The organism is Kluyvera genomosp. 3 (genome assembly GCF_011765685.1).
Classification (GTDB): Bacteria; Pseudomonadota; Gammaproteobacteria; order Enterobacterales; family Enterobacteriaceae; genus Kluyvera; species Kluyvera georgiana_A.
This window is the reverse complement of the sequence record NZ_CP050321.1, coordinates 3,178,252-3,191,969: the sequence shown is the minus strand read 5'-3', so window position 1 is coordinate 3,191,969 and position 13,718 is coordinate 3,178,252. Positions and strand designations below refer to the sequence as shown.

Here is a 13,718-nt window from a genome sequence, read left to right as displayed (position 1 = left end):
TTATTGCTTATGAGAATGTGAAGTCTATTTTATTTCGTAATATCCATTTCTGTTTCTTCGTTTTTATTGCGTCAGAACAAAAACGTTATATTCATCAGGCCTGTATGGTAGCGCCTCATATTGAGTCTGTTTACCTATAAAATGATGAAGAATCTGCTGTTATTATTATCGTTTATTTTAATTTCCCCCTCATCTCTGGCGCTGAATTTTAACTCGACGGCGCTGCAGCTTCATTGCCCGTCGCGCGGCCTGGTGGAGGTTACTCTCCATGTCTATGGTCATGTATCGGAACTGTGGCAGGGGCATTATGAAGTCGGCGCTGGCCACCGTCAGGATAACGGTGTCGAGGTGGTCAGCTTTAGCAATGGCGACAGGCTTATCCACCGCAGCCGTAGCGGCGAGTTTTTATATCGCTATGCGGGGAAGGGGACACTACAGCGCTGCCAGAAGCTTTCCGAAAGCCCGCTCCATGCGCAGACGCTGGCCTATCACCATTAACGTTCGCCTGCCTGTAGGTTATCGTTCGCCCAGTGGATAAACGCTTTTTTCGCCAGCGCCGGGCTGAATAGCCAACCCTGTCCGGTCTGCACGCCGTGGGCGAGCAGCCAGTCGCGTTGCGCGGGAGTTTCAATCCCTTCGGCCACCATCGTCAGGTTGAGCGATTTTGCCATATCGATGATATGGCCGGTCACGCGATTGTGTTCCAGGCTTTCGACGAAGGATTTATCGATCTTCAGCGTGTCGATGTCCAGATCCTGCAAGTAGCTGAGGCTTGAATAGCCGACGCCAAAATCATCAATACAAATGGTATGGCCCATTTCCCGGTAGGCCTGAATCACCGGGCACGCGGTTTTGGGGGTGATGAGTTCGCGCTCGGTAATTTCAATCGCAATCTGATTGGCGGCAACCTGCCACTGCGTGAGCAGTTGTTTGACGAGCGTCGGCAGGGGAGGCGAACTGAGGTCGGCGGCGGAGAAATTAATCGCAATATGTTGTTGTGGATGCGCGGCCAGCCAGTTCCCGAGATCGTCAAATACCGTACGCACGATATATTCGGTCAGTTGATTAATAACGCCGGTTTGCTCGGCCAGCGGGATGAAAATATCCGGCGGTAGCCAGTGGCCGTCCGGCTGCTGCCAGCGGGCCAGCGCTTCGGCGCCGACGATGCGTCCGCTCTTCAGGTCGACCACCGGCTGATAGTGCACGCTGATTTCCTTCGTCCGTATGGCATCGAGAATGCGGTAATGTGATGAACGCAGGCGGCGCAGAAGACGCAGCATCAAAAATGCCGTGATGAGACTCAGGAGTATGCCCAACGGCACCCAAATCATCAGCTGGTGGCGCAAGCTGGATTCCATCGGCTGCAGGGAAGACCATGTCAGTAAAATCGCCCCCACCGTTGGCAGAAGCTGCTGGTGGTAAACGATGCCGTCTTTTTCGATTGTCGGCTGAAAGACATGCAGATTTTTTTGCCAGAAGTCCGCGTCGACAGGCGCATTGCTGGTGATCACCTGATACCCTTTCGTACTGATCAACGCGGCATGAATGGGGTAGTGAGGGTGCGGCAAGACGTCGATCAGTGAATCGGGATCCACAATGGCAACGTACCTGCCGTTGCTGACGGCGACCATTTTGTCGTCGGTTTGCAGGTCGTGACGCGACACCAGCCACACCTGATAACCGCCGGGGGCGGTAAATTCGGAGTCAGGGACCTTTTCGCCCAGACTATTGCCCAACAGGGCGCAGGGGTGGACCGCGTTTTCAAGGAAAAACACGCTCTGCACGTATTGATGAATATAGGACATCTTTTGCAATTGACGCAGATGCGCCAGGCTACAGGTCTCGCCCCGGAAGCGGCTGACCTCTTCCAGCGCGGTACGCGTTTGTTGCTTGACGCGCTCTGAACGCGCCATGACCCGTGCGGCGTAGTTGTTTAACTCCTGGTCAAAGAGTTCGTGGGCCTGGCGGTGGGCCAGCCACAGGCTGAGCGTAATGGGCAGAATGATTAGGATAATCAGCACGCCCGTGATTATGCTCACCAGACGCTGCGTGGTCATCATAAATTCCTGGTGCTCGAGCGGAGGTTATTAAGCGATTTATTCGCTGCTGATTATATCGTTGGCAGGGGGCTCCGGACTATAACAATATAAAGATTATGCCTATCATTCTGCTGGATACCGATTTTGGCTCGAAGCGAAATACCCCTTCAGGATGAACTGAAGGGGCGTTTTTTATCCATTATGGCGCCATTTGTCCGCCGTTGACGTCCAGAATCTGCCCGGTGATATAGCCGCTGCAGGCGTGCGATGCGAAGAACAAGAACGCTGGCGCAACCTCCTCAGCGGTGCCAAAGCGGCCCATCGGAATACTGGCGGCGATTTTGGCCCGCAGTTCGTCGCTTTTCCCGTCATGAAACGCGGTATCGATGGTGCCCGGTGAGACGATATTGAAGCGGATACCGTCGACGGTAAATTCTTTCACCCAGTTACGGTGAATATCGTGCAACCATGCCTTCGACGCCGCGTAGACGCCCGCCCCCACGCCGCCGCCCTCGCGCCCGGCGATGGAACCGGTGCTGATAACGCAGGTGGTTTCGCCTCGGGCTTTCGCCGCCGCACGTAAATGCGGAATGGCAAAGCGGGTCATCATCAGCGCCGAGCGGGCGTTGAGATCCATCACCCGGTCGTAAAATTCATCGTCAATGGCTTCCAGGTTGGCTCGCCCTCCGAGACCGCCGGCGTTGTTAATCAACACGTCCAGGCCGCCGAAGCGTTCAACAAACGCGGCGACCAGGTGAGCGCATTCGTCCGAGCGGGTGACATCAGCCTGCAAGAATTCGACCTCGCCGCCATATTGACGCAGCAGACTCAACGTCTCCTCCAGCTCCGGCGGTACGTTATGGCTGTTGATGCCGACTTTGGCTCCCTGGCGGGCAAACGCCAGCGCGGCGGCCAGCCCCATCCCTGCGCTGGACCCGGTGATTAATACGCGCTTATTTTTCAGGTCGGTAAACATAGTTGCTCCCTTGTGTTGAAGAATCAGAAGAGGCACTGCGCCAAAGAACGTAGCCGAACAAAATGATGGCGGCAGCGCTGAGCAGGAACAGCAGGCGTCCCCACAATGGATTAGGAATCAGGATCATCAGCAGCATGCACAGACCCATGGCGAGCGATATCTTGCCGATTTTGCTGCGCTGCAGGCGGTCGAAGCCATCCTGCTCGTGGTCGGCGTAGACCGGTGTTTCCATATTGCTGAAGAAGGTAGCGAGCACCGAAGCGCGCGCTTTACCCGGCTCGCGGTAAAACAGCGTCGACAGGCAGAAGAAGCCGCCGGTAAACACCAGGTGGCAGAAAATATTCCACACGGCGGAGAGATCTTTCAGTTCACGGTTGGTCAGCGTCAGCCCCAGCGTGTCGCTCACGTCTTTCACCGTGAGCCAGTGGGTAATGACGTAAGAAACAATCAGCCCAAAGACCACCGTCCCCCATGCGGACCAGTCCGGTGTTTTGCGGATAAACATGCCGAAGAACAGCGGCACGATAATCGGCGCGGAAGCCAGGGTCCCAACCTGAATCATCAGGTCAAACAGGCTCAGCTCTTGCAGCGATTGCATATACTGCGCGACCAGAATCACCAGCACGCCGTTGACGATGCACGCCGTCTGGCCGACGCGCAGCAGGTAGTGCTCGCTTTTGGGTTCATTGCGATTCACCACCGGCGTCCAGAAACTGCGCACGAAAATGCCCGAGTTGCGGTTAAGCGCGGTATCCATCGACGACATGGTGGCGGCAAACAGGCCGGCCATCAGCAGCCCGACGGTTCCCTCCGGCATGGCGCGTTCGGAGAACACCAGATAGGCCGCGTCGGTGGCGTTTTTCCCCAGTTCCGGGTGCGACTGCGCCATATCCGGGTAGAGAATGGCGGTGGCCCACGGCGGAATAAACCAAATCAGGGTGCCGAACAGCATCAGGAACAGGGCAAACAGCGCGGCTTTTTTGGCGTTGGCGCTGTCCTTGGCGTTCAGGTAGCGATAGGAATCCTGCAGGTTGTTGAAGCTTTGCAGTTGCTTCACAAAGAAGAAGGCGAAGCAGACTATCAGGATCAGAATATAGTGCGGGCCGGTGTCCGGGCCGGTAAAGAAGCCGGACGGGAAGTCGTTGACCATTTTGACCGGGCCGCCGACTTTAAACAGCGCCACCGCCGCGCACACCACCGAAATAATCGCCACAATCAGCGTTTGTACGAAGTCGCTGGCCACCACGCCCCAGGAGCCGCTCAACAGGGAGATCAGCAGCACCACCAGACCGGTGATCCACAGCGTCAGCGTTAAGTCATACTTAAAGACCGCGCTGGCAAACACCGCCAAGCTGTTAAGCCACACGCCCGCGTTAAGGATGCTGAGCGGAATCAGGATCCAGGTAAAGAACTGCTCGTTTTTCGGGCCAAAGCGCTGGCTGATGGCCTGAGTGGGCGTATCGACCCGCAGCTGGCGGAAACGGGTGGCGAACCACCACCAGCCGACGATGTAACCAATGACGTTACCGGCAAAGACGCCGATGGCCGTAAAGCCGTAGCGATAGGCCTGACCGGCGGCGCCGGTGAAGGTCCAGGCGCTGAACTGCGCCATGAACGCCGTCGCGCCCACCATCCACCACAGCATCCTGCCGCCGCCGCGGAAGTAGTGGCTTGCCGACCCGGTACCCATTTTTTTGAACGCGTAGCTGATAGCAATCATCAGCACGAAGTACACCACCATCACAATAATGTTGATATCCATTATGTCCACACTCGCGAGTTGTATCAGGAGATGAAGTATTATTTGTCATTTAGTATGACTAATAAAATTGGCGTGAGCTGATTTGCGATCCACTTCAATGTTTGGCGTTTTATCGAGTGTGACTTGTGATCTGTGTTGAGTAATTGAACAATTTGGCGTAAAAACGATCCTTATTAGTATGACTAAATGCGATATCAGGCTGTCGAGTGATGGTTAAATGTACGGAAAAAGCCGAGAAAATTGCGCTGGATGCGCTAATCGATCCCCCTGGCTATGTTACACTGAGACATAATTCTTGTTCAGGTATGACAAAAGCATGAACTTCACGACGATTACGACGACACAGCGCGGCCTGGATGGCCTGATTGCCAGCGACATTGCCCGCAAGATTTTCTCCGGTCAGCTGCAGCCTGGCACCGTATTACCGGCCGAAGTTGAGCTGTGTGAACAGCTGGGAGTCAGCCGCACGGCGCTGCGCGAGGCGCTGAAACTAGTATCGTCTAAAGGCTTGCTGGAGTCGCGGCCGAAAACCGGTACCCGCGTTCGCGCCCGCACCGACTGGAATATTCTCGACGTACAGCTGCTGGAATGGCTGAGCGGCATGGAAGGCACGCTGGAAATGTACCAGCAGTTTCTTGAGTTCCGGCGGGTGATTGAGCCGCACGCGACCCGTCTGGCGGCGATAAATGCCACGCGCGAGCAGTGCATCGCGTTGTCACAGACCTGGGAAGAAATGTGCCGCATTGCGCAAAATTTTGACGCTGAACGGTGGGTGGATGCCGATACGCGCTTTCACCGCATCATTTTTATGTCGTCCGGTAACTGCTTCTATCAGCCGTTTGGCAACGTGCTGACCACGGTGTTCAAATGGTTTATCAGCCACTCCTCAAAAGAGGGCGGCATGTGTCTCGACGACCATGAGCGCATCTATAAAGCGATTATGGCGGGCGATGCGGAGGCGGCGTTCCAGGCGTCCCTCGGCATGATGGACGCCAGCAAACACCGCCTCTGATTACGCCACGCTGAACCCGCCGTGTCCGCGGCGGTTATCTACCGCTATCCGGCAGGGCTCGCCCTGGTGGAAGGCGATTAACACTACCGTCTGCGCCGCGCTGTGTTCCTCAATCATCACTTCCCGTACGTTCCCCCGCGCCTGTCGCGAAACTTCCCGCGACTCGTCAAACTCGCCGTGGCACTCCAGCACGTTGGCAAACAGCGTGTTTTGCGCATGCGTTCGTAACAGCCACGCGGGCTCCTCGCGCAGGTTAAACGCCGGATCGCTGGCACCTGTCCGGGCGATTATCAGCTCGCCGGGCTGTGGCATTGTGCTGGTCAGCGTGTAGAAGCTGTCGCCGTATAGCCAGCTCAACTGCGCCGCCTCTGCGGCGGGCACCGGGCCACAGGCGCAGCGCCAAAGGTGCTCATAGCCTTGCGAGGTGCCGAGCGGCGAGCGGGTAGGTTCCGCCTTCAGTTCACGGTTGCAGTGGATGATTTGCCCCAGAGTGTGCAGGCAATAGTCATACTGATGACGGTTGTCGCTGTACAGCGCAAACAGATCGACCAGTAGCGGGCGCTCGCACTGCGGCAGCGTGAGCAACAGGACCGTGCGCTGTTGGTTAACCCCCGGCCAGTAGTCGTCGGCAAAGGCGCTCATGCCCTGATATGGGCCGCTGCCGGTAAAGAAATGGGTATTTCCGTAACGCGCCGCCGCCCGTTCTTTGTCGCCCTGATTCTGGCAGCCTTCATCCACCACCACGGTGTTGTGGGCCACGGTTTTCTTGGCGTAGCCGTTATTTTCCGCCACGTAGCGACCGCCGAATTTAGGTTCGACGTTAACCCAGCGGGCGAAGCCGTAGTCCTGGAGGATTTCGTGCCCACGGGTAAAGTAGCTGAGGTGCAGTCCGTCAAAATGGCCGTGGTTCAGGGCGCTGTGCATACCGGCGATATTGCCATGCCCGCCCCACCAAAGCAGCGCCATACTCTCCGATTCTCCGTCAGGCTGAGCGCGCAGAATACCGCCTGCGCCGCGATCGCCTGCCACGCCGTCGCGCACCAACTGCGAACGGCGGACCGTGACTTCACCCGGTGCTTGCGCATCTTCGCTGAGTAATAGCGTTCCCCGGCACGGCCAGCATGCCTGTTGATAGTGGGCGATAGCCGAAAGCTGAGACGATGGGCCGTAGTGCTGGCGACACAGGCTGACCGCCATCAGCGCGCCTTCGTCGCGCAGATTCATGGTTTTCGAGGCATCGTTCAGTGCTGGCAGAGTGCCGTCCGGGAACGCCATATCGAACAGCGTGACGCAGGCGCGCTGGATTAAACGATCGCCGTAGGACCAGATTTCCCGTTCCGGCTGGCAGCGGTCAAGCGCCGCGGCAAATAGCAGCATGGGGCGCAGCGCGAAACGCTGGTAGTAAAGCCCTTCGATATAGTAGCCGTCGACAGAAAACAGCTGGTTAAGCTGGGCGTAAAATCCGCCGCTGACGTCATCGCGCAGCTTACCGTGCAGGGCGATCTCCACCCACTCGGGATGGTCGGTAGCCAGGCCGCACAGCGCGATGGCGGCCACCGACCACATGCCATGGTTGTGGACGATATCGAAGGTGTCCCGGTGGACGGTAATGGCCTCACGCACCATCAGGCACAGCAAGTTTTCTTCAATATGCGCGCGGTCTGCCTCGCTGGCCGAGCCTTTCACGCAGGCCCACGCTCCGGCGGCGTAAAGTAAAAACATATCTTCGTTGAGCGTCTGGTGGAATAGCCTGCCCGGCGGATTGCTGTCGCGGCTGGTGGCGCTGCCCAGCGTCGGGTAGACGTCGGCATAGCCGCGCAGCAGCGCGAGCAGGGCGTCGCGGTAGCGGACGTCGCCGCTCAGCAGCCAGTGGAGCCCGGCGAGATCCATCATCTGATAATTGTATTTATGCCGGGCATGTTCCGGGCCGCCGCCTTCGCCGTGACCGGGGATCCACTGCGGGCGAGCCAGCCAGGCTTCCAGCTGCTGGCGTTGGTGGCGCAGCGTGATGCCGGGCTGCGTATCGTGCGTGAAACACGCCCGCAGCGCCGTAATATCAGAAGGGGAGAGGAAAAGGGAGCGGTCGAGGATCATCAAGCATCTCCAGGTCATGTTTATTAGTATGACTATTTGATGCAAAAAATAAACCTATCACCTCATTAACAGCCAGCGCTATGGCTTTAAGTTGCATGTGAGGTCACAAAATAAACATTATTTGTCATACTATAGATGCTATCAGCCCTGAGCCGCAGAATGCTCAAGCGGAGGTCAGCGACTCGCCGATAATGCGGTTTTTACCATTTCGCTTGGCTTCGTAAAGCCGCTTATCCGCCAGCACCAGCGCCTCTTCTACGCGCATATCGTCTTTGGTGGCGATGCCGCCGCTGAAGGTGACGCGCAGGTTCGTCTCGCGAAAGTGTCGCTGCTCGCAGGTTTCACGCCAGCGTTCCAGAAACGCCAACGCGTCGTGCTGCGTCATCCCGTGAAACAGGACGACAATCTCCTCGCCGCCGTAGCGGTAGAGGGTGATGTTATCCATTCCGCGCAGACGCAGCCCGATATCCGCTACCGTCCTGAGGACCATATCGCCAACCGCGTGGCCGTAAGTATCGTTGATGGTCTTAAAGTTATCGATATCGATCATGGCGATGCACAGATCGTTGGTCTGTTGAAGAAATTCAATATCGTTATCAAAAGCCCGGCGGTTCTTGAGCTCGGTGAGACCATCGGTCAGCGCTTCGTTTTTAATCATTTCTTGCTGCACGGTGGTATTGTGGATCTCTTCATACAGCATCTCTTCCGCAGCTTTAAGTTCGATGGCGCCGTTGCGAATACCGTTCGCGATGCTGATATAGAGGCCGTTGAGAGAAGAGCGCACCATCCACCAACAGACAAACAGCGCCAGCAGGCCGAAGGCCAGACAGTAGATAACGTTCAGGCTGTGGGTGAAGACCTGCGAGATTAAATCGCTATTGCGCACTTCATGAACCAGAAACCACGTGGTGTCGCCCACCGCGCTGCAGAAATACCACCTTTCGCTGTCAGGCAGATAGAAAAAGGGCGTCTGTTTATTGAGTCGGGGGGCGACGTTGGCCAGCGTCTGGGGATTCACCGCCTCTCTTTCATTGGTTATCTGCTGGCCTTCGTTATCCATGATCCACTTGCGCCCCGGCAGGGTGGAGTAGGCGGCGTTCAAGATATCCATGCTGGGTTCCTGATTAAGCCGGATGGCCAGCACGCCAAGCTTTTCGCCGTCTACGTTGTTGATCAGCGATTTGGAGAGCGTGAGAGTGCTGACGGCATCATCAAAAATATCCCGACTGCGGGTATAGTGCGTATTGCCTCCGTCATCGCGAATGGCCGCCATATACCAGATCTTGTGGCGCGGGTCGGTGTCTTCCTCGGTTTTGTCGTTGAGCTCAACGTTGGGCAGACGGATAAAACCCCCTTGCTGGTCGGCGTACACCAAGGTACGGGCGTCGGGCATGGTGCTAAAGCGCTCAAACAGCCAGTGACGGAGTTCGCCGTCGTCATTCTTCTTATCTTGTTTGATGCTGATAAACTGCTCGATGGTTTCATCGAGCATGATGTCGTAGTCGTGAAGGTACTTTGCGGTGTAAGCGGCCAGATTCTGCACGTCGCGCATGTTTTGCCGTTGATAGCTGCTTTTGACGTCGTGCCACTGCACCGCCAGCACTGCGATGCAGGCGAGGGTGAAAATAATGGCCGTTTTCAGGAAACAGATATTTAACGGGCGGCGGAAATTCAGGTTCCGAATCACAGCTTTCTCCAGAAGCAAAAAATCAATAAATCCATTCACGCAAGAACGATTTTTTGGGTATGACGGTAGTAAATAACCACTGAAAATTATTATTTTCCCGATGTAAATACGCTACGCACACTCACTCGATTTACTGCCTTTAATTAAAGGCTGCGAATGTTACAACCTGTAAATACCATTGTCAAAGGCGATTGAACTAATTCATATTGATCGTTGAAACCGATCGTCACGGGTATTAGCAATAAGCCAGATGACAACGATCGATATCCCTTTATTGATTGGCGAAAACGATCTGTCGTTATCATTTCATATGGATTAATTTCCTTTTAAAACAATGTGATTGTGGTCATTTACTCTAATAAAAATATGATCGTAAGTGATGGCTTAGGCTATGTGTAATAACTTTTTGGGGAACGTTAATGCTATTGTGTAATAATGTTTCGGATATTTACATTTGTTTGATGGAGAATAATTTTCGGAGAGGTATTTTTTCGCGGCGATGGGAAATAAATCTTCTTTCCTTGCGGAAATAATATTTCCTGAAAGGTGGATGCAGATTTCTGATGCTGAAGGGTGAGAGGGCTAAATATAACGGGGAAAAATTATTTCTCATCCTGAGGGATATTAAGCGCTCGCCGTGCAGAGACCTTCCCGACCAGGGAAGGTCTCTATTGTCTATTACATTCCGGAGAAGACGTTCATGATCACGCCGCCGCTGATAATCAACAGCATGGCGAAAATCGCGGGTAGATCGGGCTTCTGCTTATAGAGAATCATCGAGAAGATGGTGACGCCCACGATGCCAAAACCGCACCACAGTGAGTAGGCCACGCCAACGGGGATGGTGCTCATGGCGCGGGTCAGGGCGAAATAGCACAGCGCGTAAGCGCAAACCACCAGCACTGATGGCCCCAGTTTACTAAAGCCGTTGGTTTTTTTGATCATCGAGGTGCCGGTGATTTCGGAGCCGATAGACAGCGCCAGCCATAAAAATCCGAGATTAAACATGAGCGATTCCTTCTGCGTTAGTTGGCGATTTTGTTATCAAGGGTGGAAACCGGCGTCGGCGGCGTCTCTTCCGCCTCCTCATGACCCATTTTCGAGAACAGGTTCATGATGACGATGCCGCTGGCAATCACCGCCATGCCGATGATGGCGGCGGTATCCGGATGCTGACCATAGAACGCCATGCCCAGCGTTGAGACCACCAGGATGCCGGTTCCCGACCAGGTGGCGTAGGCCAGACCGACCGGAATATCTTTCACCGCGCGGGAGAGCGAGTAGTAGCAGATGCAGTAAAGCACCACGATCAGCGCCAGCAGCAGGGTTTTGGTCATCCCTTCGCTGGAGTCGAACATTTTAAGCGTTGAGGTGGCCGAGGTTTCCGACAAGATAACCAACAGCATCCATAGCCAGCATTTTGTTTTCGAAGACATATCTACACTCCAGGGTGTGTTATCGAGGTAAGGTTATTTTTTTCTGTGCTTTTAAAAAATCGACGGCGGCATCGGTCAACACGGCGTCGGGTGACTCGGCCAGCGCCGGATTATTGACGATATCTGTGACAGTCAGATAACGCCGTGGGCTTTCACTGACGGCTGGCGGCCTGGCGTTCGCGGTCAGCCTGTCCAGTAGTTCGTTCAGCGTACCCAGGGTGATGCCACTGGCCGTCAGGCGTTCCAGCGTTGCGCTCATTTGCGCCGCGTAGCCGGGCTGCGCGACGCCGCGTAGCGCGTTGAGCTCGCTGTGCGGGTCGCAAAGATAACGCAGCGCCAGCACCGGAATGCCTGCCAGTAGCGCATCGTGTACCCTTTGCGCTACCGGGCTTTGCAGCGTGCCGTTCAGCAGATCCGCCGCCAGCGGATAATCGAGAAACGGTAGCAGCAGCGCCTTGTAGGGGGCGGGCGGTAACGCACGGTGCCAGATCTCCGCGGGTTGCACATCGCCAAGCGCCTGCCAGCGCTCAGCATCCGTCAGCTCGGCGCTTAACGCCAGATGCAGCCGCTCGCCGCAGCACGCCAGGCGTTGGCAAATCTCGTGGCGATACCCCTCCGCCGCGGTCACCATCACCAGCACGGGAGGCTGCAGGCGCTGGAGGATTTGCGTCACCAGACGGTCGATCTGTTGCTCGGTCATCATGGCCTCCGTTAGCCTATCAGCGCCACCTGCTCGCCGTTTTTCAGCCCGGCGGCGTTGGCCTCTTCGGTATCGATGTGGAATTCGAGGGCGAAATCTTCGCGCACCCGCACCACCACTTCATCAAACGTTAGCCGACGCTCGCCGTGGCTGCACACGCTCACCTTCTGGCCATTGCTGACGTTTAGCTGACGGGCATCCTGCGGCGACATATGAATGTGCCGCCAGGCGCAGATCACCTGCGAGTGCAGTTCAACGTGGCCTTTTGGGCCGATCAGCAGCGCGCTGCCGGCATTCTCCAGCTGGCCGGATTCGCGTACCGGCGCTTTGATGCCTAGCGCGAAACAGTCGGCGCGCGACACTTCCAGCTGCGTGGTAGGCCGGGTTGGGCCGAGCACGCGCACGTTGCTGAGCGAGCCTTTCGGGCCGACGATGGTCACGCACTCTTCGGCGGCAAACTGTCCCGGCTGGCGCAGCGCCTTAAACGGCGTCAAGGTATAGCCCTTGCCGAACAGCGCTTCGACGTCCTGCTGCGACAGATGCACGTGGCGGTTAGAGATGCCGACCGGAATGACGGGCGTAGACTCGGTCAGCCGGGCGGCGATTTTTTCCTGTAGCAGGGCGTCAATCATGCCTTCTTCCCTTTTTTATTGGCAGCGTGTTTCTCATCGGCGTTCGGCGCGGGCACCAGCGGCTGCGGCTCAACGGCGGGAGCCTCGATTGCCGGTTCAGCGACCACGGTGGTTGGCGCGGCGGCGCGCGGCGGGTGGCCCTTCAGGTTGCTGAGCGCCTCTACCACGCAGCGTTCCGGACGGGCAATCACCAGCGATGTGACCTGCGGATCGCTGATTTTTGCCACCGCAACGCCGCGCTCGACGGCGGTATGAATCGCGCTGATTTCGCCTTCAAAGCAGACGCTCACCAGCCCTGAACCCACCTTGCGATAGCCAATACAGGCCACGCCCGCGGCTTTACAGGCGGCGTCGACGGCCTGAACGGCGGCGACTAATCCTCGTGTTTCAATGACGCCTAAACTTTTCATTATCGGCTCCTTTAATGACGAACTAAGCGAATATCAAACTCAAACTGGGCGAAAAACGCTTCAAGCTTGTTCAGCTCTTCCACGCTGTAGGTCGGGTCCTCAAGAATCGGGTAGGGCATCTCCAGGCGCTCGTACTTTTTGCGCCCCAGCTGGTGGTACGGCAGCATATCGATACGGCGAATATTGCCGCGCTTCGCCAGCTTCTGGACGTAATCAATCGCCCCGGTAATGGCTTCCCACGAATCGTTGTAGCCGCGCACCAACGGCATGCGCACAATCACATTCGCGCCGGAATCAACCAGCCACTCCAGGTTGCGGCGTACGCCTTCGTTACCGATGCCGAACAGCGTTTTGTGGTGATCGCTGTCGATCTGTTTGATGTCGAACAAGAAGGTATCGGTGACCGGCGCCAGCTTCTGGTAGTTGGCCAGCGGCGTAGTGCCCTGCGTCTCGACGGCGGTGTTGATCATCATCTTCTTGCATTCACTGAACAGGGCCACGGCAAAGTCGGTTTGCAGGCTCATTTCGCCGCCGCCGATGGTGACGCCGCCGCCGGAAGAGACGTAAAAGTCATAGTCCTGCATGATGATGTCCATCAGCTCGCTGACGGTGACGTCTTTGCCCATAATATCCAGCGCGTTCTGGGTACAGATTTCTTCACACTTACGGCAGCCAATGCAGTCTTTATTGCGGTTGACGAAGTGTTTCATCGCGCCGTTTTCTTCGGCCCGGTAGTGAATGCCCGCCGGGCAGACGTTGACGCAGTCGCCGCAGTTAATGCATTTATCCTGCGAGAACATCACCTGGAACTGGCTGCTTAACCCTTCCGGGTTGGCGCACCACGGGCAGCGAATATTGCAGCCTTTAAAAAACACCAGCGTGCGGATGCCGTCGCCGTCGTAGATCGAGTATTTCTGAATGTTGAAAATACGCCCGGTTAATTCTGTCTTTGCTATCACGCTTGCCTCCT

The 13,718-nt window shown here is 56.1% G+C and carries 13 protein-coding genes; 2 read left to right on the top strand and 11 right to left on the bottom strand.

What is annotated here, in order from left to right; translation table 11 throughout:
* Positions 1–141: 141 nt before the first annotated feature.
* On the top strand, positions 142–498 hold the full coding sequence (locus tag GY169_RS15140; protein ID WP_223882107.1) for a hypothetical protein: 357 nt from the start codon (positions 142–144) through the stop codon (positions 496–498).
* Here the strand turns inward: GY169_RS15140 and GY169_RS15135 are convergent.
* From GY169_RS15135 to GY169_RS15125, 3 genes are all read right to left on the bottom strand, one after another.
* The gene (locus GY169_RS15135) at positions 495–2,057 is read right to left on the bottom strand and encodes an EAL domain-containing protein (RefSeq protein WP_167577317.1); all 1,563 of its coding nucleotides are present in this window, start codon (positions 2,055–2,057) and stop codon (positions 495–497) included. The two genes, GY169_RS15140 and GY169_RS15135, sit on opposite strands and share 4 nt — an antisense overlap.
* A gap of 181 nt (positions 2,058–2,238) precedes the next feature.
* Positions 2,239–3,015 carry an SDR family NAD(P)-dependent oxidoreductase gene (locus GY169_RS15130; RefSeq protein WP_163447923.1) on the bottom strand — a complete coding sequence of 259 codons (777 nt, stop codon included), beginning with the start codon at positions 3,013–3,015 and terminating at the stop codon, positions 2,239–2,241.
* Positions 2,993–4,777, bottom strand: a complete 1,785-nt coding sequence (locus GY169_RS15125) for a sodium:solute symporter family transporter (protein ID WP_167576230.1) — start codon at positions 4,775–4,777, stop codon at positions 2,993–2,995. Before GY169_RS15125 ends, GY169_RS15130 begins: the two co-directional genes overlap by 23 nt.
* A 316-nt stretch (positions 4,778–5,093) precedes the next feature.
* Here GY169_RS15125 and GY169_RS15120 point away from each other — a divergent pair, with 316 nt between their 5' ends.
* Positions 5,094–5,789, top strand: a complete 696-nt coding sequence (locus GY169_RS15120; RefSeq protein WP_163447925.1) for a FadR/GntR family transcriptional regulator — start codon at positions 5,094–5,096, stop codon at positions 5,787–5,789.
* Here GY169_RS15120 and GY169_RS15115 read toward each other — a convergent pair whose 3' ends face one another.
* From GY169_RS15115 to cutD, 8 genes are all read right to left on the bottom strand, one after another.
* The gene (locus GY169_RS15115) at positions 5,790–7,883 is read right to left on the bottom strand and encodes a heparinase II/III family protein (protein ID WP_167576229.1); all 2,094 of its coding nucleotides are present in this window, start codon (positions 7,881–7,883) and stop codon (positions 5,790–5,792) included.
* 163 nt (positions 7,884–8,046) lie between these two features.
* The gene (locus GY169_RS15110; protein ID WP_167576228.1) at positions 8,047–9,570 is read right to left on the bottom strand and encodes a sensor domain-containing diguanylate cyclase; all 1,524 of its coding nucleotides are present in this window, start codon (positions 9,568–9,570) and stop codon (positions 8,047–8,049) included.
* A gap of 678 nt (positions 9,571–10,248) precedes the next feature.
* Positions 10,249–10,578, bottom strand: coding sequence for a DMT family transporter (locus tag GY169_RS15105; RefSeq protein ID WP_065356243.1), 330 nt, complete (start codon positions 10,576–10,578; stop codon positions 10,249–10,251).
* A 17-nt stretch (positions 10,579–10,595) separates the two neighbouring features.
* On the bottom strand, positions 10,596–11,006 hold the full coding sequence (locus tag GY169_RS15100) for a DMT family transporter (protein WP_163447928.1): 411 nt from the start codon (positions 11,004–11,006) through the stop codon (positions 10,596–10,598).
* 19 nt (positions 11,007–11,025) lie between these two features.
* Complete coding sequence (locus GY169_RS15095; protein WP_167577316.1) at positions 11,026–11,706, bottom strand: hypothetical protein; 681 nt, start codon at positions 11,704–11,706, stop codon at positions 11,026–11,028.
* Positions 11,707–11,717: 11 nt separating this feature from the next.
* Positions 11,718–12,338, bottom strand: a complete 621-nt coding sequence (locus GY169_RS15090) for a phosphate propanoyltransferase (RefSeq protein ID WP_167576227.1) — start codon at positions 12,336–12,338, stop codon at positions 11,718–11,720.
* Positions 12,335–12,748, bottom strand: coding sequence for a BMC domain-containing protein (locus tag GY169_RS15085; protein ID WP_167576226.1), 414 nt, complete (start codon positions 12,746–12,748; stop codon positions 12,335–12,337). The genes GY169_RS15090 and GY169_RS15085 overlap by 4 nt, the downstream gene beginning before the upstream one ends.
* An 11-nt stretch (positions 12,749–12,759) precedes the next feature.
* Positions 12,760–13,707 carry a choline TMA-lyase-activating enzyme gene (gene cutD / locus GY169_RS15080; RefSeq protein ID WP_163447932.1) on the bottom strand — a complete coding sequence of 316 codons (948 nt, stop codon included), beginning with the start codon at positions 13,705–13,707 and terminating at the stop codon, positions 12,760–12,762.
* Positions 13,708–13,718 lie beyond the last annotated feature (11 nt).